We start from the raw sequence: 20795 nt of genomic DNA, 5'->3' as shown, positions 1-20795 counted from the left end.
TACCCGCAGCAGAGATCACCCGTCGGGTCGGACGGTCACCACGTCATTGCTCATAGGCGCTCGATCCAGACGTTGCGGAATCTCGGGTTCTCGCCGGGATCACCGTGGTCCTGCAAGCGGATCGGGCCCTGCGCCGGAGTCTCCGGCTGGCCTGCCCCGGTGGGACCCTCGATCGCCACGTCGTCGTGCACCAGCTCGCCGTTCCACCACAGGCTCACGCGGGCGTCGGCCACCTTGTCGCCGTCGCTGTCGAAGCGCGCCGCCTGGAACTCGATGTCGTAGGTCTGCCAGGTGCCCATCTCGGTCGCCGCGTTGACGTCCGGCGCCTTCTGCAGGTAGATCGCGCCCGCATCGTTCGTCGCGGGCGGGTCGATGCCGAAGGACTCGAGCACCTGGATCTCGTAGCGCTCCTGGATGTAGACCCCGCTGTTGCCTCTGGCCTGCCCGGTCACCTCCGGCGGGTACTGCGGCTGGAACCACTCGGCATGCATCCGGAAGTCGCCGAACTTCTCCTTGGTGCGGATGTCGCCGCCGAAGGACTCCATCGAGCCGTCCGCCACCGGCCACGTCGCCGGGCCGCCTGCCGTCGCCTCCCAGGCGTCCAGGTCCGTCCCGTCGAACAGGGTGATCCGCTCGGAGGGCGTGACGGTGAGCTTGTCGAAGTTCACGTGGCCCTCGTCGTCCTCATCGTGGACGAACGCGATCGTGTTCCCGCCTTCCCGCAACGGCACCGACTCGACATGGGTCGCCCACTGGTTCCAGGCGCCCGTGTGGGCGAGCCAGACCTGCTTGTGCTTCTCGCCGTTGACGTACATGCTGATCGACTTGGTCGTGGGATTCGGATGGTCGACGTTCAGCCCGTTCGCGTACCGCAGGGCGAGGTCGTGGCTGCCCTCCTCGTCGGCCCGGACGGCGAACGTGGTGCTGGCGCCCGGCTCCCACATGCGGTCGACGAACCCGGAGCCCGAGTAGCCTGCGTGCTCGGTGTTGTAGCCCGCGCCGCCCGCCAGCGCGGCGGACTCCGCCTCGTACTCCGGCGGGGCCGTCGTGCCGTCCGGCAGCGTGTTGAGGGTGTACCAGGCCTCCGTGCTCCACAGCTCCTCGCCGGACTCCGCGGCGAACGGGCGCGGCGAGTGCACGTGCACCACGCGACCCGGCAGCAGGCCGTCCACCGACAAGGTCACGGTCCTGCCGTCCTCCGACAGCGTCGCCGAGGTCGCCGCCAGGGTCTCCTCGTCCACCTTCGGGCCGCCGTACTGCGGCGCGGCCACATACCGGAACTGTTCGATGTCGTACTTGGACGCCAGGTCCTGCGCGGTCTCCTCGGACAGCGGCTGGGTGTACTCGATCTCGAAACCGCCGTCGACCGCCCGCATCGCGAGCATGTCGAAGGCCTCGTCGCCGGACAGGGTCAGCTTCTGCAGGCCGTGCCGCAGCTTGCCCGCCTGACCCCAGTTGCCCTCCGAACCGATGCCGCCGGTGTAGATCGCACCGTCCGGGCCCAGGCTGATGCGGCTGGTGCCCGCCTCCAGGCCCTGCGTCATGCGGAAGACCGCGCCCTGGTATTCGCCGCCGATCTCCTCCAGGTAGGCCCGTTGCAGGCCGCCGTAGGTGACGTCACCGAAGATCATCTGCCCCTCGAACACACCGTCGGGCACGATCAGGGGGTTGGTCGGCGAGTTCGAGATCTCGCCGTGCGGCAGCCAGAGCACCGGGTCGCTCACCGGCTGGTCGTCGTACGGGCCGTCGGGATTCATGTGGTGGTTGAAGAAGCGGTCCTGCTTGATGTGCAGCAGCTTCGACGTGGGCAGATAGTCACCCTGGTTGTCGGTGATGAAGAGATCGCCCTCCGGGCCGAAGCCGAGACCGTTGGGGGTGCGCAGCCCGCCCGCGAGATAGGTCACCTCACCGGTGTCCTTGTGAACCTTGAGTGCGGTGCCTCGATTCTCCACGGGCTGCGGGTCGGCGGTGGCACCGCCGGGGACCATCGCGATGCCGAGGCTGACGTAGAAGTGATCGTCCTCGTACAGCAGACCGAAGGCGAACTCATGGTAGTTGCCACCGAACGGCCAGGTCGCGACCGTGCGGTACTCGTCGGTCACCTCGTCGCCGTCGTGGTCGATGAGCGCGGTCAAGCCGTTCTTCTCCGACACGTAGATCGTGCCGTCGACGTACTTGATGCCCATCGGCTCCTGAAGATCCTCTGCGATCTTCTTGTAGGTCACCTGGGACGGATCGGTCTCGCCGACGACGTTGTCGACCAGGTACACCTCGCCGCGCACACTGTCGCGCGAGCCGCCCCACGTGGCGATGGCCATCCGGTCGTCCGGCAGCCAGTCGATCCCGCTGACCTGCGGTTCGAATCCCTCGGGACGCAGGTTGTGGAGGGTGTAGTTCGGGTGCACCTCGGTCAGGGGCAGGCCGTCGCCGGGCGACTCGTCGACCCCCTCGCACTCCTTGCGTCCGGGGGAGGTGACGCGCGTGACGTCGGCGTCGGTGCTCAGCACCGAGTTGGGCACCAGCGTGAAGTCGTTCGCACCGGGCGGCCGCCACTCCAGTAACAGGCGCTGGTCGAAGTCGCCGTCGAAGTGGTCGATGTGCAGGGCCTGGTAGCCCTCGGTCAGGTCGATCGACCCGTCCTTCGGCGTCGCGCCGTGCCTGCCGCCGTGGTCGATGACCTCGGTGCCGTCCAGGATCAGCCTGGCGCCGTCGTCACTGGTGAGCCGGAAGTCGTAGGTGCCTGCGGTGTCGATGTTCAGGTAGCCGGTGACCTCGGTGACGAACCGGTCGGCGATGCCGAAGTCCTCAATGGTCGTCCAGTCGATCGTCGGCATGAGCTTGTCGATGTTGGGTGTCTGGAAGGGTTTGAGGGTGCAGTAGTCCTCCAAGGGGACCTGCACGTCGAAGACGCGCATCGTCACCCCCGGTTCCTGCGGCGGAATGTCGGGCTGTGCCATGGTCGGGGCTGGGAACCCGACCATCAGCACCACGGCGAGCAGGGCGACGGGCAGCCGCATGGGCCTTCCTCCTCGGGCAGGGCGCGGCCCACGCTCCGCTGCGCAACGACCGCGTTGCACACAGCTAAGGGCGACTTTCGTATCTATGTCAACGAAAGTCCGAAGCAAATTTGCGAAAGCGGCCCGAGCCTGCACGTCCGCATCGCTGCGCCGAGGCGGATGTCGTCCGCTTGCAGCACATCGCCGACGTCGGCGACCGAAGCACCGTCACCCCGGCCGCGTGGCCGAGCCCGAGAGGCCGCCCGCAGCATCGATGACGGACTCGGGGGGTCACTCGCGATGCGCGGCGGACGGACTCGCGAGGACGCCGCCGAGTGCCAGCTCCAACAGTCGACGAGCGCTGCCGGGATCGCCTTCGGCGGCCAGCGAGATCGCATTGGTCAGGACGATGAGTTCACGCGGCGTCACCTCAGTGCGCAGCACGCCCGCCGCCATCGCGTTCGAGACCAGACTCGCCGTCGCGTGATTCATCAGGCCGTGACAGCTGTTCTCCTCGGGAGCCTCGCCGTCGGGCCCGGAGAACAGCGCCGTCGAGAGTCCGCACGTGGTCGTGGTGTAAATCGTCAGCTCGTCGAGCCAGGTGGTAAGCGCTTCGCGAGGGGCGACGGTGTCGACGAGCTCGCCCGCTCGACGGCTGAGCCGTTCCACGCCCTCGTGGAACACCGCGTTGAGCAGGGCGTGCCGCGAGGGGAAGTGGCGGTGCAGGGTGGCCGAGCCGACGCCCGCGCGGCGGGCGATCTCCTCAAGAGAGGCCTGCGCCCCGTCCCGCTCGATGACCGCCGCAGCCGCCTCGATCAGTCGTCTGCGATTGCGTCTGCTGTCCGCCCGACGCGCCGGAGGAGCCTCGTTCACCGTCGCCAACCACCCTTCCCCGACTCAAACGGAGGGACGCCCCATATTAGCCTGGACAAAACGGGGTGGCGCCCCATATCGTGGCGATCACGAAACGGGGTACCACCCCGTTTTTTTCGTGCTACGGGAGGTCGACGTGTCAGATTCATCGTTCGTGCTGGTCACCGGGGCGACCGGTCAACAGGGCGGCGCGGCCGCCAGGGCGCTGCTCCAGGCGGGACAGCAGGTGCACGCCCTCGTCCGCGATCCCGCCGCACCGAAGGCGCGGGCACTCGCCGATTCCGGCGCCATTCTCACGACCGGCGACCTGACGGACCCGGCCTCACTGCTGTCGGCGCTGGACGGAGCCCGAGGCGTGTTCTCGGTGCAGGTGCCCGACTTCACCGATCCACTCGGCGACCGGGAGGTCCGGCACGCCCGCAACCTGGCCGAGGCGGCCGCGCAGGCCGGCGTCGAGCAGATCGTGCACACCTCGGTATCCGGAACAGGCACCAGGGAACCCTTCGACGTCGAGCGATGGGGCGCCTTCGTGCGGCATTACTGGGGCAGCAAGGCTTCGGCGGAGCAGGCGGTACGCAACGCGGCGCTCCGCCACACGACCATCCTGCGGCCGGGCACGTTCATGGAGAACTTCGTCTACCCGTCGTTCTACTACCCAGAGGGCAGGCCGGACCGTCTGCTGCTCGCCTTCGATCCCGAGGTGCCGCTGCCCTTCGTCGCCGTCGCGGACATCGGTAACGCCGCCGCGACCGCGTTCACCGAGCCTGAGCGGTTCGACGGCGTGGAGCTGGAACTGGCGGGCGAGCTGCTGAGCCCCCGGACGGCGGCTGCGATCCTCTCCGACGTCCTCGGCAGGCCCGTCACCCTGTCTGCCGACCCGGCGGAGGCGGCCGAGGGCCTGCCCGACGAACTCGTCCGGTCGCAGCAGTACACCAGCGAGGTAGGCGTGCCTGCACATCCCGACCTCGCTCGTGCCCTCGGACTCTCGACGACGTCCTTCGCGGACTGGGCGAAAGCCGCCTTCTGATCGAAGAAGCCCGCGGGCAGCATTCCCCGAGTGCGGACTGCGGCGCAGCGGATCGCCCGGCGCGGCGGCCGGGGAGAAGGCGCGCCGGGCGCAGTCCGGGGTGTGCGGGCGACGCCTGGCCAGAACGGCAGGATCTCGTGCCTGCCGACGGCAGCCCAGGAGACTTCAGGACATCGGCGACAGTCGGTGCATCTCGATGAGCCCCACTCGCCCATCGCGGACTCGAGCCTGCGACCCCGCAGTCCGACAGTCCTGCCATCGCACCTCGTCCGGCCAGGCGAGAAGAAGGCGCAGCAGGCCTCAGCGACGGCAACCCGCCGGGCGTCGGAGCAGGTTTGTCACCGGCCGCCACCGCCGGACCAGCGCCTCGCCCGGCTGCACATTCTCCGACTTGAGTACCGGGCGCCGGACCAGCCGCCGAGCCGGTTCGCCACGCGCCAGGCACGCGATCCGCATTCCGCGGGCGGAGACGGCTTCCGCGCGGGTGCGCGGGGGGCAGGCCGGGCCGATTCCGGACCTGCCCTGGACTGTGACGTAGCTCGCAATCAATTGAGTGTGCCGCAAGGGCACGGTTTCTCCTGTTCTTCACCGGCCGGGCGCACCAGGCGATTCGCGCGGGCAGGCGCCGAGTCAGTTCCCTCGCGGCTTCGATCCGACGGTTGAGAACCCGCACCGAGACAGCCGACGGCGACCGCCACTGCTCCAGACGCCCCGCACCACGACGACGGAAAATGGAGGCTCTGTGTACGACACGATCATCGTCGGCGCCGGATCTGCGGGGGCGGCAGTCGCGTCCCGACTGACGGAGGACGATCACCGACGCGTACTGGTGCTCGAGGCGGGCCCGGACTACCGCTCCGCCGAGACGTCCGCCGAGCTGCAGAGCATCGAACCCGGCAAGATCAAGGTGGCGCTGCAGCTGGCGGCGACCCACACCTTCCCGAATCTGCAGGCCACCAGGTCGGCGACACAGCCCCCGATTCCGTATGTCCGGGGGCGCGGCGTGGGCGGCAGCTCCGCCATCAACGGGCTGTTCGCGATCCGGGCGACCGTGGAGGACTTCGACGGCTGGGCGGCGAACGGCTGCACCGGCTGGGGCTACGACGACGTCCTGCCGCTGCTGAACCAGATGGAGAACGATCGGGACTTCGGCGGCGAGGAGTACCACGGCGCCGAGGGGCCGACCCCGATCCGCAGGCCGCGCCGCGAGGACTTCGCCACGGTCGAGTCGGCCGTCGATCAGGCCACCCAGCGGATGGGCCACCCGTGGGCGCCGGATCACAACGCGCCGGGTTCGACCGGCGTGTCCCCGTACGCGTTCAACAGCTTCGACGTGCGACGGGTCTCGACCAACGACGCCTACCTCGAACCGGCCCGCGAGCGCCCCGGCCTCCATGTGGTGGGCAACGCCCTGGTCGACCGGATCATCTTCGCGGGCCGCCGCGCCGTCGGGGTGCGGGCGATCGTCGACGGCGAGGTCACCGAGTTCCGCGCGGCCGAGATCGTCGTGTCGGCGGGTGCCGTCCACTCGCCCGCGATCCTGCAGCGCTCCGGCATCGGCCCCGCCGCGGACCTTCGACGGCTGGGCATCGAACCCCTCGCGGACCTCCCCGTCGGACACGGTCTCCAAGACCATCCGGGGATGGTCATGACCCTCGGCCTGCACGAGCCGCCGGACTACGGCGGCCACCCGGAACGCGGTCAGCTCTGCCTGCGCTTCACCACTGGGATCGGCGACGAGGTCAACGACGCCATGGTGGCCACGCCGGGCGCCCTGGGCATCGGCGTCCCGGTCGCCGGGCTCATCGGCTGGGGAAACCGGGGCACCTCGACCGGTCGAGTCCTGCTCGCCGCCACCGACCCGACCATCGACCCGACGGTCGACTTCAACATGCTGTCCGACCCCGACGACCTGCGGCGGTTCCGCGCCGTGATCGACGAGATGCGGGCGATCGCCGAGCAGCCGGAGCTGCGGAAGATCACCGCCGTCATGGGCTTCGGCGCGGAGATGACTCCGCTGGCGGCGACGATGTCGGACCGTGACTTCGCCGAGTTCGCCCTCGCCAACGTCACCGACACCGTGCACGCGAGCGGCTCCTGCCGGATGGGCGACCCGAACGATCCGGGGGTCGTCGTCGACCCGGCAGGGCGAGTGCTCGGCATCGACGGGCTGCGTGTCGCCGATGCCAGCGTGTTCCCGTGGGTGACGCGAGCGAACACCAATCTGACCGCGATCCTCGTCGGCGAGAAGATCGCCGCCTCGATGCGTGATGGGAACGGCGCCTGATCGAGTCCGCGGCCTGCACCATCCGTGAGTTGATCGGCGACACGTGTGAGCGGCCGACGCCGTCGCGAGGGCCGTCGCCACGCTCTCGGGCGCACTGGCGCGTTGCGGATGCAGCGACTCCCCGGAATCCGGATCAGTCAGGACCGGCGGCAGGCTCTCCGTCGGAATCCGTGCGGGTTCGTGATCGAGGAGGCCCTGGGCAGCGCGAATCCGGCGGCCGCAGCGGGTTCGGGTGCCGAGCTGGGCACCGACCTCGCGCGGATGACGGCGTCCATCCCGGTGGACCGACTGGTCGCCTTCTCCGGCGGCGAGCTGGACAGGACGGGATTGCAACGGCTGCTCGACGCGGCGAACGCGCAGCGGAGGGCAGGGCGGCGCCAAGGGCTGCTCACGCCCGTCAGGAACGCGGGGGCCGTCAGGAAGCCGGTTCCCCCGCCTCCGGTACGGCCTTCGAAGGCGATCCGCAGGGCCGACGCCACCGTTCGGCGGATTCCGTCAGACAGCGCCCTGGGCGGATGGCCGAGGTGGTCGGGTGAACGACGACTGAGGGCGGCGCGCGCCAGCGCGGCAGAGACGCTGCGATCGGTTCGCGCACCGCCCTTCTGCTGCTGGGCGACGACGCGCACCGCATCGGCTGCACGCAGAAAGCCCCCGCCCACAGGACAGAAAGTTTCGACTCCTGTATCGGACCACCTGCCACCGTCTTCGGTCGCGACCGCCGCCAGCCGCCGACCTCGACACCGCGACGACCTTCTCGGAACAGCCGCTAATCCACGAGGCCTAACGCACATTGGCCGAAGTGGCCGCAGGCGATTCGCGCATCTGCCCACTCGAGGAAGTAAATCGACGAAGGCCCGGATTGCCCGTTGACAGTTTCCATCATTTTCCCGAAACTTTAGGAGTCGTTTATGGGGTGAGTGAGCACCCGTCACCGACGCCCCATCGGTCTGCTCAAAGGAGAGCACCATGATCAGAACGAGACGAAGGATGGGACCGGTGGCCGCCACGGCGTTGGCGGCGGCAATGCTGATGCTGGTCGGAATGCTGACCGCGATGACCGGAACCGGCGGCGCCCTCGCGGCCGGTGAGGCACGCAACGCGGCCGAGGAGGCCCATTCGCCACAGCCCATGCAGGCAGGCACGCTGTGGGAGGCGGCGCAGCGGACCGGTCGCTACTTCGGTACGGCGGTGGCGGCGAACAAGCTCTCGGACTCGACCTACGTCGGCATCCTGAACCGCGAATTCAACTCGGTCACGGCCGAGAACGAGATGAAGATCGATGCCCTGGAACCGCAGCAGGGTCAGTTCAACTACGGCAACGCCGACCGGATCGTCAACCACGCGATCCAGCAGGGCATGGATATTCGCGGGCACACGTTGGCGTGGCACTCCCAGCAGCCGCAGTGGATGCAGAACATGAGCGGCAGCGCGCTGCGTCAGGCGATGCTGAACCACGTCACGCAGGTGGCGACCCACTACCGGGGCAGAATCCACTCGTGGGACGTGGTGAACGAGGCCTTCGCCGACGGCTCCTCGGGCGCACGTCGTGACTCCAACCTCCAGCGCACCGGCAACGACTGGATCGAGGCCGCGTTCCGCGCTGCGCGGGCGGCCGATCCGGGCGCCAAGCTCTGCTACAACGACTACAACACCGACGACTGGTCGCACGCCAAGACCCAGGCCGTCTACCGCATGGTGCAGGACTTCAAGTCCCGAGGCGTCCCGATCGACTGCGTCGGCTTCCAGGCGCACTTCAACAGCGCCAGCCCGGTGCCGAGCAACTACCACACCACCTTGCAGAACTTCGCCGACCTCGGCGTCGACGTCCAGATCACCGAACTGGACATCGAGGGCTCCGGCAGCAGCCAGGCCGACAACTACCGGGGCGTGACCCAGGCGTGCCTGGCGGTCGCCCGCTGCACCGGCATCACCGTGTGGGGCATCCGCGACAGCGACTCCTGGCGTGCCTCGGGCACCCCGCTGCTGTTCGACAACTCCGGTGGCAAGAAGGCCGCCTACCACGCCGTTCTGGAGGTGCTCAACGGCGGCCAGGCGCCGCCCACCGACCCGCCCACCGATCCGCCGACCGACCCGCCCGGCCCTGGTGGCTGCACCACGACCTATGCCGATGGTCAGCAGTGGGGCGACCGGTTCAACGGCCAGGTGACCGTCTCCGGAACCAACAACTGGATCGTCACCGTCACGGTGAACAGCCCGCAGCAGGTCATCGCCACCTGGAACACCAACGCCTCCTGGGACTCCAGCGGCAATGTGATGACTGCGCGTCCCAACGGCAACGGCAACGTGTTCGGCTTCACCATCCGGCACGGGGGCAACTGGAACCGACCCAGCGTGACCTGCCGCACCGGCTGACCATCCGACCCGCCTCGGTGATCCGGGCGCGTGCCGGGCGTGCCCGGACCATCCGACGGCGTCCGGGGTCTGGTGGCGAGGCGACAGGCTTCGCCACCAGACCCCGCTGCGCTAGCCGATCCCCGGCCGCTGGCGCTTCACACCTCCCCGCCGGGCCCGAGATCTGAGTCCAGGTCCCTCGACCATCGCGGCCGCAGCAGGTCGGGGGTTCGGCCTCGGCACAGACCAGGCCGTGGCCCGTCGCCGTGGCCGCGAACGGGCAGCAGGCGACCACGACCGCGCCGATCGGCAGGCACAGATCGGATCGCGGATCAGCCTGCGCAGGCCCACCGCGAGGGTGAACACCCTGGGACTGCTCCATCCCGCGCCGCAGCACGCGTCGGCGGATGGGCCCTCGACGGCGCCTCGCCACCGTGTGCGTCACCGAAGTGACTGCGCTCCGATGACGGACAGCACCTGCAACTTCTCATAGCTCTCGCTGCCGGGAACAGCGGTGTAGACGAGCAGGGAGTGCACCTGGCCGGGATCGACCAGGATCTGGCAGGTCAGTTCCAAGGCGCCGACCTCGGGGTGGATGAAGTACTTGGACTCGTGCGGGCGTATCCCCACTTCGTGGTCGTCCCACACCCGTCGGAACTCCTCGCTCTGGGCCAAGAGCAGTTCGGCGAGGTGCGCAGCCCGAGAGCCGGGGCCGCGAAGGGTGACGATCTTCCGTAGTCCGGAGGCGTACATCCGGGTCAGGAACGGATGTTCTTCCGGCGCGTGAATCTCTCGCGAGGCGGGATCGGTGAACCACCGGTATCCCTTGCTGCGGGCGGGTCCGGTGTAGCGCGTGGTGTCCCCGGTCAGTGCGACGCTCATCGGGGTCTGCCGCAGGGTCTCCCCGAGCTCGGTGACGATCTCCGCCGGGGTGTCGTTCAGGCGATCGAGCACCCGCAGCAGACCAGGGCTGATGTGCTCGCTGAGCGTGCCCCTGGTAGGCGGGTTGTGCCCGGCGAGGTGGAACAGGTGGTCCCGTTCGTCGAGTGACAGGTGCATCCCCTGGGCGATCGAGGTGAGCATCTGATGCGACGGCTGCGGTCCGCGTTCCCGTTCGAGTCGGGAGTAGTAGTCGACCGACATATGACACAACGAGGCGACCTCCTCACGCCGCAGTCCGCTGGTCCTACGACGCGGCCCGCGCGGCAGGCCGACGTCTTCGGGTTGCAGCGCTTCACGGCGGTGGCGAAGGAACTGCGCCAGCCCGGTGCGGTCGATCAACACGCTCCTCCTTCTGGGGTCCTGCTCGTTTCTACCGCTGGCGAGCACAGCAGGCCACGGCCCGCCGATCCCCCCTTCCCGAGCGAGGCGTGACCTGGCGAGCCTCGGATCGGGAGGCCGTGGTTACCACGCCGCCGTCGCCCCAGGATCGATGACGTGATCCGAGGACGAGAGCAGCGAGCGGGACCGAGCCCGCGGAGAGGCCCGGTTCGACACGCGGGGTCGCCAGACGATGGCACCGCGGTACGCGTCGTCGGGTGCGAATGTGGTGCTCGACCACCCCCCCAGACCAGCACAGACCAGCACGAGGCAGGCGACGCGATGCCGTGATCACCGACGCTCGCGCCGGGGACGCCTGCGCCGAGATGTCCGCCCGGCGGCGGCGGGAGTCGCGGCGAGATCCGGGCGACACACGTACCGCACCGACGACCGCGACACAGCCCGTGCCGAAAGAAGGAGCAGAAGAATGTCACGTCAGCCCATCGACGTCACCGTGCCGAACCTGTCCGGAAAGCGCGCGATCGTCACCGGCGCGAGTGACGGGATGGGCCTGGGAATCGCCACCCGACTGGCCGAGGCAGGCGCGGAGGTGATCATGCCGGTGCGCAACACTCGCAAGGGCGCGAATGCGATCGCGACGATTCACCAGAGCATCCCGAAGGCGAAGCTCTCGCTGCGCAGTCTCGATCTGTCCTCGCTGGAGTCGGTCGCGGCGCTCGGCGAGACGCTCCGTGCGGAGGGGCAGCCCGTCCACCTCCTCGTCAACAACGCGGGCGTGATGACCCCGCCGAGCAGGCAGACCACGACCGACGGGTTCGAACTCCAGTTCGGCACCAACCACCTCGGTCACTTCGCCCTCGTCGGCCACCTCCTCCCGTTGCTGCGCGCCGGTCGTGCCCGCGTGACCTCGCAGATCAGCATCGCGGCCCGTAGCGGCGCCATCAACTGGGACGACCTGAACTGGGAGCGCGGCTACCACGGGCAGCGCGCCTACAGCCAGTCCAAGATCGCATTCGGCCTGTTCGGCCTCGAGCTGGACCGGCGCAGCAAGGCCCACGGGTGGGACATCACCAGCAACCTCTCCCATCCCGGAGTGGCCCCCACCAGTCTGCTCGCCGCTCGGCCGGAACTCGGCCGCAGCCAGGACACGGCTGCGGTCCGGCTGATCCGCGCACTCTCGGCCCGCCGCATCCTGCTGGGCACCGTCGAGACCGCGAAGCTGCCCGCCCTCCTGGCCGCAACCGGCCCCGACGCCAAGGCAGGCACGCTCTACGGCCCGCGAGGCCTCGGGAACCTCGGCGGCCCGCCCTCGGAACAACAGCTGTACCGCCCGCTGCGCAGCGCCGACGACGCGGCACGCATCTGGGAGGTCTCCGAGCAGCTCACCACGACCACGTTCCCCGTCGTCTGACCGTGCTCGCCTGACGCGCCGATCGAGAGGCCTGTCGAATTTGCCGTCCCCCTCTCCCCCGGGGCCCCTGGTGAGTGGTCCTCAGCGGTGGCGTGGCCGCCGTCGGCCCGCCACGGGATGGCGAGTGCTGTGACACCCGAGGCGCCTCCACGACGGCGGTCCGAGTGTCGCCGAGGCTGATCGACACGCGATTCGGCAGGCCGTCCGAAGGTGGGCAGGCGGCCTCGACGTCCGAAAGTGCCGGGGCAGGGGCGCACCCGCGCCTGCCCGCGAACGAAACCGATCACGCCTCGGCGCCTCGATCGGGGGCGAGCTTGGCGATGTCGGCGGCGTAGACGGTCATCCAGTGCGGGTGCAGCCGGTAGTAGACGATGCCCTCGTCCCAGTCGAAGAAGTCGTCGCCGTAGAAGCCCTTGAGATAGGCGAGAAGATCGGGCCAGTCCTCGGCAGGCTGGCCGTTCCTGGGGTTGAGAACCTCCACCACGCCGTGGGTGAACACCCCCAGGTCCTCACCACGCAGGTGTGCGGCGCTGACGGCGGGACGGGCCGCCAGATGACGGGCCTTGGCAGCGTCTACCGCCGTGCCGAAGTGCCACTTCCCGTGCAGGAAGTGGCCGTCGACGCCACTGATCCTCGGCTCGCCCTTCGCCGTCACCGTGGACAGCGCCAGCGTGCACATCCCGGTGAGGACCCCGGTGAGCTGCTCCGCACTCAGAGTGCTCTCGGCGTTGATGATCGAGCGCAGGTGCGGGGTCGAGCGGAGCAGCGAGGCGTCCAGGAGCGCCTGCAGTTCGGTGAGGTCCTCGGGGGTCTCTCGCATGGAAGCACCCTCGTTCATCCGTAGGTCTCGGCCCACCTCGAGTGTCGGGGCCGACTGACGGAGCCAGTCTGAAGCGGAAACCTGACACCTGCTGTCAGGTTGCGACCCGCCTTCGGTCGGGCCGGTCGGAACACGGCAGCCCCGCCCGCGAACAACCGCGGATCTCCTCCGACGAGACGCCGCCCGCCGTGGTGACGCCGGCTCGCCGGTCACCGTCCTCGCCGCTCCGGGACCGGTGGTCGACAGCGACGCAACTCACCGGTCGGTGTACGTCAGCGACTCGGCGAAGCTTCCTCGAACAGCATCGGCTTCGTGGCGCCTGCCCTGGTCACTGCTCGGCGTCGCGGACCAGGAGTGCGATCTGCACCCGGTTGTCGACCGCAAGCTTGGCGAAGATGTTGCCGGTGTGCGCTTTGACGGTCGCGATGCTGATGTGCAGCCGTTGGGCGATCTCCGGGTTGCCCAGCCCGTCCGCGATGGCCCGAGCGGTATCGAGTTCGCGCTCGGTCAGGGTGGACAGCCGTTTTCGGGCGGCGTCGCGGGCCGGACTGCGAGCCTCGGCGGAGTGCGGCCCGGTGGCTGCGGCGATCACCCGTGCCGTGGCCGCCGGGGACAGCGCGGGGTTGCCGTCCGCGACGGTCCGCACCGCCTCGGCGATCCGCGACGGCGGGGTGTCCTTGAGGACGAACCCGAGCGCTCCGGCGCGCAGTGCGCCGAGCACCAGGTCGTCGGAGTCGAAGGTCGTCAGCATGAGCACCCCCGGCGGCGCGGGCCGGGTGAGCAGCTCCCGCGTCGCACTGAGGCCGTCCCGGCCGGGCATCCGCACGTCCATCAGCACGACGTCCGGCCGCTGCTCGTCCACCACGGTGATCGCGGCATCCCCGTCGGCCGCCTCTCCGACGACGGTCAGGTCCGGTTCACCGTCGAGGACGAGCCGCAGCGCCATCCGCACCAGTTGGTCGTCGTCGACGATGACGACTCGAACCGGCTCCCGCTCGTTATCCACTCGTGCTCTCTTCTCGTGATGACGGCCTGGGCCAGGGCAGCCGCGCGGTGAGGAGATATCCGCCGTCGGGTGTCGCGTGGTGGTCGAGTTCTCCGCCCGCGAGAGTGATTCGTTCGGTGAGGCCGAGAAGGCCGAATCCCGACGTCGGCGATCGGCCGATCTCCTGGGTGGCCCGCGAATTGCGGACGCTGATGTGGAGTTCGTCTCCTGCCGTTCCGTCCAGGGTGATGCGTACGCGTGCGCCGGGGGCGTGCTTGGCGGCGTTGGTCAATCCTTCTTGGACTATTCGGTAGCAGTTTCGTCCGACGGCATCGGGTGGTGTCGCGGTCACGGTGGTGGTGAGCGTGACGTCCAGTCCGGAGGTGCGGGCGTCGGCGACCAGCTCGGGGAGCCGCTCAAGGGAGGGTTGTGGCGGTTCCGGGGCACCCGGGTCAGCCCTGAGCACCCCGAGGACGTCGCGTAGTTCCTCCAGCGCCTGATGCGAGCCCTCGGCGATGCCGCGGATCAGCACGCCGTTCTCCTCGGCGGTGAGATCGCTGCGGTGGTCCAGCACGCCCGCCTGCATGGCGACCAGCGAGATCCGGTGCGCGAGCACGTCGTGCATCTCTCGCGCGATCCGGTTCCGTTCCAGAGCCCGTGCCTGCGCCGCTCGTGCGGTCTGTTCCCGTTCCGCGCTCTCCGCGCGTTCTCGCAAGGACTGCACTTCGACCCGCCGGGCGCCGATGGCCACGCCGATGGCCACCGCGATGCCCGCACTCAGTAACGGGAGTGCGAGTTGCAGCCAGATCGCGCTAGGCACGGCCCGGATCGGGTAGAGCCCGAGAGCGAACTGCGACGCGGTCACGTAGGCCAGCACGACGATCCCGATCTCGACCGGACGGCGACGAGCGGAGATCGAGCACAGCGCCAGCAGCGCGGCACCGGTGGCGAGTGCCGACGCGGTCGAGGCGATGGCGACCGTCGTGGCGACGGCGAGCGGAAACCGCCGCCGCCACAGCAGCACCGTCAGGCAGCCAAGAGCGACCAGCGGATCAACGGTGGCGAACCAGGAACACGTGTCGGCCGCGCATCCCGGCGGCAGCTGCGCACCGATGGCGAGCCAGAAGGGAATGCCCAGTGCCGCAGCCGCCACCAGCCGCCAGGCCTGCTGCCACCCCCCGAGTCGTGGCGCGACGTCCGTCTTCACCTGGTCATTATCGCGACGCCTCCCTGCCGACGCAGTAGACCGAGGGCTGGGGCGTCCTCGACTCTGGTCGAATCACCGCCTCGACTCTCGTCGAAGACCATTCGAGCCGCCGGTCCGATGTGCGGGCAGCGTCGGACGGCCAGACTCGTTCCGGTACCCGAACAACCAGAAACGAGATCGAGAACGCGACAGCAAGGGCGGCTGTCCACCTGTTGGCGTGGCCGGAACGGTGCTCAAGGGCGCCGGGTCCGCAAAGTCGACCAGCCCCACTGTGCGTTCTCGTCGGGAGTGTGAAACAGATGGATCGTCAACGGAGCGTCGGGCGAGGTGTGATCCTGGCGGCCGTACTCGGGCTCACCGGGACAGTGCTCGGAATGCCTGCCGCGGCCGCCGGACCGGGCGACGAGCCTGCTCCACCGGTGGAATGGGGCGAGTGTCCCGAGGATGTTCCCGACGACCTGGCGCAGTTGCAGTGCGCCACCGTGCCGGTGCCCCTGGACTACAGCGACCCCGACGGTGAGCAGATCGAGATCATGATCTCTCGCCTGGCCAGTAAGAACCCGGACAAGCGGCGCGGCGTGCTGCTGCTGAACCCCGGTGGTCCGGGCGGGACCGGGTTGGATCAGCCCAACTTCCTGAGCACCCAGGGCATGCCTGCCAGCGTCCTGGACAGCTACGACCTGATCGGCATGGACACCAGGGGCGTCGGACACTCGACTCCGGTGAGCTGCGGCTTCGCAGGCGATCAGGAGTACGCAGGCAACATCCCGCCGTACGCGGTGGACGACGCCGGGGTCGCCGATCAGGCGGCGATCGCCCAGGGCGTCGCCGAGCAGTGCGCCGCGAACGACGACGAAGGACGACTGCGACACCTGTCGACGGCGAACATCGCCCGCGACCTGGACCGGATCCGCGCCGCACTCGGTGAGGAGAAGGCCAGCTTCCTGGGGTACTCCTACGGGACCGCGCTGGGCGCCGCCTATGCCTCGATGTTCCCCGAACGCGCCGACCGGATCGTGCTCGACAGCAACATCGGCGACACCCACCTCGACCACGACGGCATGCGCCGGTACGGCCAGGGCATGGAGGAGACATTCCCCGACTTCGAGAAGTGGGCCGCCGCCCGGCACGACGCCTACGGCCTGGGCAGCACGCCCGAGGAGGTCCGCGAGACCTACTTCACCCTCGCCGAGCGACTCGACGAGGCCCCCGTGGAGGGGATCAACGGCCAGGTCTTCCGGCTGGCCACCTTCGCGACGCTCTACCGGGAGGCGTCGTATGGCGGGATGGCGCAGTACTGGCAGTCGCTGCTGCACTCCGAGGCGCCGGTGAGCAACGCGCAGACGGACCCGGTGGCGCCCTCGCCGCATGACAACAGCTGGTCGGTCTTCCTCGCGGTGACCTGCAACGACGTCGAATGGCCCGAGGACGTCGAGACCTACCAGCGCGCCGTCGCAGAAGACCGCGAGCAGCACCCGCTCTACGGCGCGGCCGCCGCCAACATCACGCCCTGCGCCTACTGGCAGGAACCGCTAGAACCGCCGGTGGCAGTCAACGACGACGGCCCCACCAACGTCCTCATCGTGCAGAACCAACGCGACCCGGTCACCCCGCTGCGCGGCGGCGAACTCCTCGACGAGAAGTTCGGCGACCGATCCCGACTCGTCAACGTCGACGGAAGCGGCCACGGCGTCTACGTCCTCGGCGACAACCCCTGCGCACTCAACATCACCACGAAATACCTCGTCGACGGCACGATGCCCCAGAAGAACCTGACCTGCGACGCAGCCTGAACCGCAGGCGGCGAGACGAGTCACGACGCTCCGATCGTGGGGTGGGGCGGCCATGGCCGTCCCACCCCCGCCGTGTGCGGTTCTCACGAAGTCGACCACCGCCGGTGTCGCGGTCCGTCCCCGTCTCGGTCGGTGGGTCGAATCGGCGCGACGTCAAAGGCAGGACCAGGCTCAGCGGGCCGGCGCTTGACTTGCAGGGCGGCGTCAACCTAGGTTGACTGCCATGGAGGGCGTCCGCACCGCTACTGCGATAGGCGCGGAAAGCAGTGTCGTGTGTGAGGCACATTCGCATGCTCGCCGAGCCGTGACGCCGGACCGATCAACCGGAGACAGGCGTCGCGTGACGAGCACGGCGACTCGGACCGACCTGAACCGGGGCCGACGCTGCGTTCAGCGCGTCCGGGCAGCGGTCCGCGAGAACCCCTGCGGAACGGCCATCCGATGAGAATTCGACTGGGGAGAGGCGGGATCCGATGACGACTGTATGGGCGAAGCATTTCCACGACGTTCCTCGACTGATCGAGCTGGGCGGCGACGCCCTGTGCGTCCGGATCAGAGGCACGGGGCCCACTGTGGTGCTGGAGGCCGCAGGCAGCGGCCAGGGCGTAGGCGGCGCCTGGGGGCCGGTCGTCGAGGAGCGGCTGGCCGAGGTCGCCACGGTCGTCACCTACGACCGTCGGGGCGTCGGACGATCCGCCGGGACACCACGACGCACCATCACGGCGATGGCGGACGACCTGCACGAGCTGCTCCGTGCCCTGGAGATCGAGCCTGCGATCGTCGTCAGCTGGTCCTACGGGAGTCTCGTCTCGGCAGTACACGCCGTACGGCATCCAGGGGAACTGTCGGGCCTGGTGTTCGTGGACCCCACGCCGACCACTCCGCCGCCCACTCCGCAGGCCGTGCGGGTTCCACTGCAACACCTCGCGGTCGCGCAGCTTCGTGTCATGGGATGGGCGTCCGCGCACGGGTTCTTCGAGACCCGGCCCGGATTGCGGATGAGCGCCCGGCTCGCAGGCCCCGAGGCGACGAACGAGATGATCGAACAGACGACCAGCTTCTACCGAACGCCGCAGGCGATTCGCGAACTGGCCGACACCCTCTCCCGGATGGACTCGCATCTCACCGAGGTGGCCGGGATCCTCGGCGGCTCAGACGTCCACTTCCCGCAGGTCCCGACGACCGTCATCTCCGCAGGTCGCCGCCCGGACCGGATGCCGGACGCCCATCGCGCCCACGTCGACAGAAGCCACCGCCTGCTGGCAGCGCTGGCGCCAGGAGGTCGCGTCGTCGTCGCCGAGCACGCCACCCACCAGGTCCCCTACGAGGATCCCGACACCGTCGTTCGCCACGTGATCGAGTCGATGACCGGCTCCCCGTGATTCGACACACCGCCGATTCGACGAGAATTCGTTCCGTCGGCCGGTGGCGGCACGTCCGCGCGGACCACTCGCCAGCACCGCGCACCCGCACCTCCGCTGCGGCGCGCTCCCGAGGCGCTCCTTCCCCTGCGGATCGGACCGCCTGCGATCTGCTCGCCTTACCGAGGCCGTCCGGGCTGTGCTCCAGAACGACCTGAGACGACGGCGGTGCGGCAGCATCCGAATCCACTCGGCCACGGTGTGGCTGCATCCCGCGTGCCAGTGCAAGCCCCGGACAGCAGCAGCCGGCCGGCTGCCGTGCTCATGAGCAGTCAGCCCTTCCGGCGGAGGCAGTGGGCCGAGGCAGGGCGCGGAAGACCAGCATTGATAAGGTCTGCTCCTCGCGCGCCGTGATGTGGAGGCATCCTGTGGTCACCTATGCTGCCCTTCTCCTGCCCTCGGCGAACCGCGTATACGCCCGGTCGGCGATCGATCTCATGGTCGCCGAACTGAAGGTACTGAACCAGGCCGTACTCGCCGGAAGGCTGCAGTCGATCGAGCACCGGACGATCGGCGGAATCGGCTACGTCACGTTTTCCACCGAATCGCCGCTGACCGAGGACGAATCCGACCTGTTGTCGAATCTGTCGACCGTCTACGCGCTCTTCCGGCGGGAGGGGGAACTCCTCGCGCCCGTACCGCTGAATCCGCTACAGGAATACGACGACGATCTGCTCACCATCCTCAAGTATTCGGGCAAGACCAACCAGGAGTTCACCAAGCTGCTGCTCAATGTCACCCTCTGGAGCTCGGCGTTCGGGGACCGGATGCGCTCGCGGCGCTTCTCCGTGCTGGACCCGCTGTGCGGGCGCGGCACGACGCTGAACCAGGCGTTGATGTACGGGTACGACGCGACCGGCGTGGACATCGACAAGAGCGACTTCGACGCCTACTCGGCGTTCATCCGAACCTATCTGAAGAACAAGAGGCTCAAGCACAGCGCCGAGATCGCGCGGCTGCGCCGCGACGGCAAGGTGCTCGGCAAGCAGCTCACCGTCACGATGGCGCCGGACAAGAGTCGGTACAAGGAAGGCGACGTCCAGCACCTCAGCGTCTGCAACCTGGATACGACGGAGGGCCGCAAGGCGTTCCGGGCCCAGTCGTTCGACCTGCTGGTGACCGACCTGCCCTATGGCGTTCAGCACGGCAGCCACAGCCGTCAGGACGGCCTGCGGCGCGGGCCGCTGGCCCTGCTGGACGCCGCGCTGCCTTCCTGGCTCGAGCTGATGCGCCCGGGCGGCGCGCTCGGAATCTCCTGGAACACCAACGTCGCGGGCCGGGACGACGTTCTCGAGGTGTTGCGGGCCGCCGGGCTGGAGCCGCTCGACAGCGAGATCCACCGGGGCTTCGTACACCGCGTCGATCAGGCGATCGTCCGCGACATCATGGTGGCGCGCATCCCGGTATAGCGCGGGGACCGCGGTCGATCGCCATCCCGCCGACGGGACACGAAACCTGTACTCAGCTGGTGATCCGAGGCAGCCGCCTTCCCCGCCCGACCTATCCCGAAGATTCCATTCATGTCGCCTGTCCCGTCATCCGAGTACGACGTCCGCCATTCCTGCCTGCTGTGCGGCGGCCCGTTGAGGACGATTCCCGACCGTGCCCTCAACAACTACGGGGAAGTTTCGTTCGCCCCAGGAACATCCATCCGCCCGAGACCCGATTCGCGATGGAACCGACCCGCTGCACCGGCGCGGAGCAGTCATACGGACTTCTTCGGCTGCGGCCCTCGACGATGTCGCCGCCGTGTCCTCGCCGACCGGAATTCCGTGGGACAAGTCCATAATCCCGGAACCGGGAGAACGGTCCGCGTATCCGAGGTCCATCGGCTCGCCGCGGAGCAGATGGGTCCACCGCCGATCTTCATACGGTCGTCGGTTCCCGAATCGCCCAACCCCATGGCCGATATGAGCCGCACGCGGGGGCTGAGCCGGCACCCGAGCATCGACCTGACCGAGGGCATCCGGGGCTGTGTCGTCGAAGAACGCCGAGTCCTGGCGATCGAGGCGTCCGGGTGGTTCGTCGTGGCGCGGCGTGAGTGCTACCGCCCACTGTCGTCACGGCTGCGCGACTGCGCCCGCGCATCCCTGAGCCTGCGCCCTCCGTGCCGAGCGTGCAGTGATCCAGAGGTGCGACCGGCCGCCGCGATCGTGTCGGAAGGGCAGAGAACACTGCCTGGCGGGGACGATAAATCGGGTAGGGGCCGCTCCAGGACATCGAACGCCCCGGATCACGCTCCGCACGATCGGAGCCGCCGATCCCTGCGAGACAGCGCCGTACCTGCGAGAACACCTCGACACGGCGGCACGCGGCGTCTCCCCCGCACCCCGCTGCGCCTG

Annotated in this window: 13 protein-coding genes; 7 read left to right on the top strand and 6 right to left on the bottom strand. The window is 69.0% G+C overall.

Features of this window, described 5'->3' with window-relative positions; genetic code table 11:
* Positions 1-50: 50 nt before the first annotated feature.
* Together UA74_RS05445 and UA74_RS05440 are read right to left on the bottom strand one after the other, a co-directional pair.
* Positions 51-3017 carry a family 16 glycoside hydrolase gene (locus UA74_RS05445; protein WP_075763946.1) on the bottom strand — a complete coding sequence of 989 codons (2967 nt, stop codon included), beginning with the start codon at positions 3015-3017 and terminating at the stop codon, positions 51-53.
* A 270-nt stretch (positions 3018-3287) separates the two neighbouring features.
* Positions 3288-3869, bottom strand: coding sequence for a TetR/AcrR family transcriptional regulator (locus UA74_RS05440; RefSeq protein WP_157442166.1), 582 nt, complete (start codon positions 3867-3869; stop codon positions 3288-3290).
* Positions 3870-4005: 136 nt separating this feature from the next.
* Between UA74_RS05440 and UA74_RS05435 the strand changes: the two genes are divergently transcribed.
* From UA74_RS05435 to UA74_RS05420, 3 genes are all read left to right on the top strand, one after another.
* Positions 4006-4896 (top strand): NmrA/HSCARG family protein, encoded by an 891-nt coding sequence (locus UA74_RS05435; protein ID WP_075743441.1) that lies wholly within the window; start codon positions 4006-4008, stop codon positions 4894-4896.
* Positions 4897-5638: 742 nt separating this feature from the next.
* Positions 5639-7183 carry a GMC family oxidoreductase gene (locus UA74_RS05430; RefSeq protein WP_198042939.1) on the top strand — a complete coding sequence of 515 codons (1545 nt, stop codon included), beginning with the start codon at positions 5639-5641 and terminating at the stop codon, positions 7181-7183.
* Positions 7184-8149: 966 nt separating this feature from the next.
* Positions 8150-9556: an endo-1,4-beta-xylanase gene (locus UA74_RS05420; RefSeq protein ID WP_272482003.1), complete on the top strand. Its 1407-nt coding sequence runs from the start codon at positions 8150-8152 to the stop codon at positions 9554-9556.
* A gap of 420 nt (positions 9557-9976) precedes the next feature.
* Here the strand turns inward: UA74_RS05420 and UA74_RS05415 are convergent, their stop codons facing one another.
* A complete protein-coding gene (locus UA74_RS05415; protein WP_075743439.1) occupies positions 9977-10816 on the bottom strand; it encodes a helix-turn-helix transcriptional regulator in 840 nt (279 codons plus the stop codon).
* A gap of 466 nt (positions 10817-11282) precedes the next feature.
* Here UA74_RS05415 and UA74_RS05410 point away from each other — a divergent pair, with 466 nt between their 5' ends.
* Positions 11283-12227, top strand: coding sequence for an SDR family oxidoreductase (locus tag UA74_RS05410; protein WP_075739309.1), 945 nt, complete (start codon positions 11283-11285; stop codon positions 12225-12227).
* Between the two features lie 283 nt (positions 12228-12510).
* On the opposite strand, the gene UA74_RS05405 is transcribed toward UA74_RS05410, so the two are convergent.
* From UA74_RS05405 to UA74_RS05395, 3 genes are all read right to left on the bottom strand, one after another.
* On the bottom strand, positions 12511-13047 hold the full coding sequence (locus UA74_RS05405; RefSeq protein ID WP_075743438.1) for a pyridoxamine 5'-phosphate oxidase family protein: 537 nt from the start codon (positions 13045-13047) through the stop codon (positions 12511-12513).
* Between the two features lie 328 nt (positions 13048-13375).
* The gene (locus UA74_RS05400; protein WP_075739308.1) at positions 13376-14053 is read right to left on the bottom strand and encodes a response regulator transcription factor; all 678 of its coding nucleotides are present in this window, start codon (positions 14051-14053) and stop codon (positions 13376-13378) included.
* Positions 14046-15239, bottom strand: coding sequence for a sensor histidine kinase (locus UA74_RS05395; RefSeq protein ID WP_075739307.1), 1194 nt, complete (start codon positions 15237-15239; stop codon positions 14046-14048). The genes UA74_RS05400 and UA74_RS05395 overlap by 8 nt, the downstream gene beginning before the upstream one ends.
* 299 nt (positions 15240-15538) lie before the next feature.
* On the opposite strand from UA74_RS05395, the gene UA74_RS05390 reads away from it, so the two are divergent.
* The 3 genes from UA74_RS05390 (at position 15539) to UA74_RS05380 (ending at position 19862) form a co-directional block, all read left to right on the top strand.
* Complete coding sequence (locus tag UA74_RS05390; protein ID WP_075765985.1) at positions 15539-17032, top strand: alpha/beta hydrolase; 1494 nt, start codon at positions 15539-15541, stop codon at positions 17030-17032.
* 473 nt (positions 17033-17505) lie between these two features.
* Positions 17506-18414: an alpha/beta fold hydrolase gene (locus UA74_RS05385; RefSeq protein ID WP_075763940.1), complete on the top strand. Its 909-nt coding sequence runs from the start codon at positions 17506-17508 to the stop codon at positions 18412-18414.
* 407 nt (positions 18415-18821) lie between these two features.
* On the top strand, positions 18822-19862 hold the full coding sequence (locus tag UA74_RS05380) for a TRM11 family SAM-dependent methyltransferase (protein WP_075743436.1): 1041 nt from the start codon (positions 18822-18824) through the stop codon (positions 19860-19862).
* The last annotated feature ends 933 nt before the right edge of the window (positions 19863-20795 follow it).

Source organism: Actinoalloteichus fjordicus, assembly GCF_001941625.1.
GTDB classification, from domain to species: Bacteria; Actinomycetota; Actinomycetes; order Mycobacteriales; family Pseudonocardiaceae; genus Actinoalloteichus_A; species Actinoalloteichus_A fjordicus.
Note: the sequence above shows the minus strand (reverse complement) of the source record. Positions and strands in the feature narration are given on the sequence as shown.

Coding starts and splice junctions, on each gene's coding strand:
- UA74_RS05445 (WP_075763946.1), bottom strand. CDS start 3,017: ATGCGGCTGCCCGTCGCCCTGCTCGCCGTGGTGCTGATGGTCGGGTTC.
- UA74_RS05420 (WP_272482003.1), top strand. CDS start 8,150: ATGATCAGAACGAGACGAAGGATGGGACCGGTGGCCGCCACGGCGTTG.
- UA74_RS05410 (WP_075739309.1), top strand. CDS start 11,283: ATGTCACGTCAGCCCATCGACGTCACCGTGCCGAACCTGTCCGGAAAG.
- UA74_RS05405 (WP_075743438.1), bottom strand. CDS start 13,047: ATGCGAGAGACCCCCGAGGACCTCACCGAACTGCAGGCGCTCCTGGAC.
- UA74_RS05390 (WP_075765985.1), top strand. CDS start 15,539: ATGGATCGTCAACGGAGCGTCGGGCGAGGTGTGATCCTGGCGGCCGTA.
- UA74_RS05385 (WP_075763940.1), top strand. CDS start 17,506: ATGACGACTGTATGGGCGAAGCATTTCCACGACGTTCCTCGACTGATC.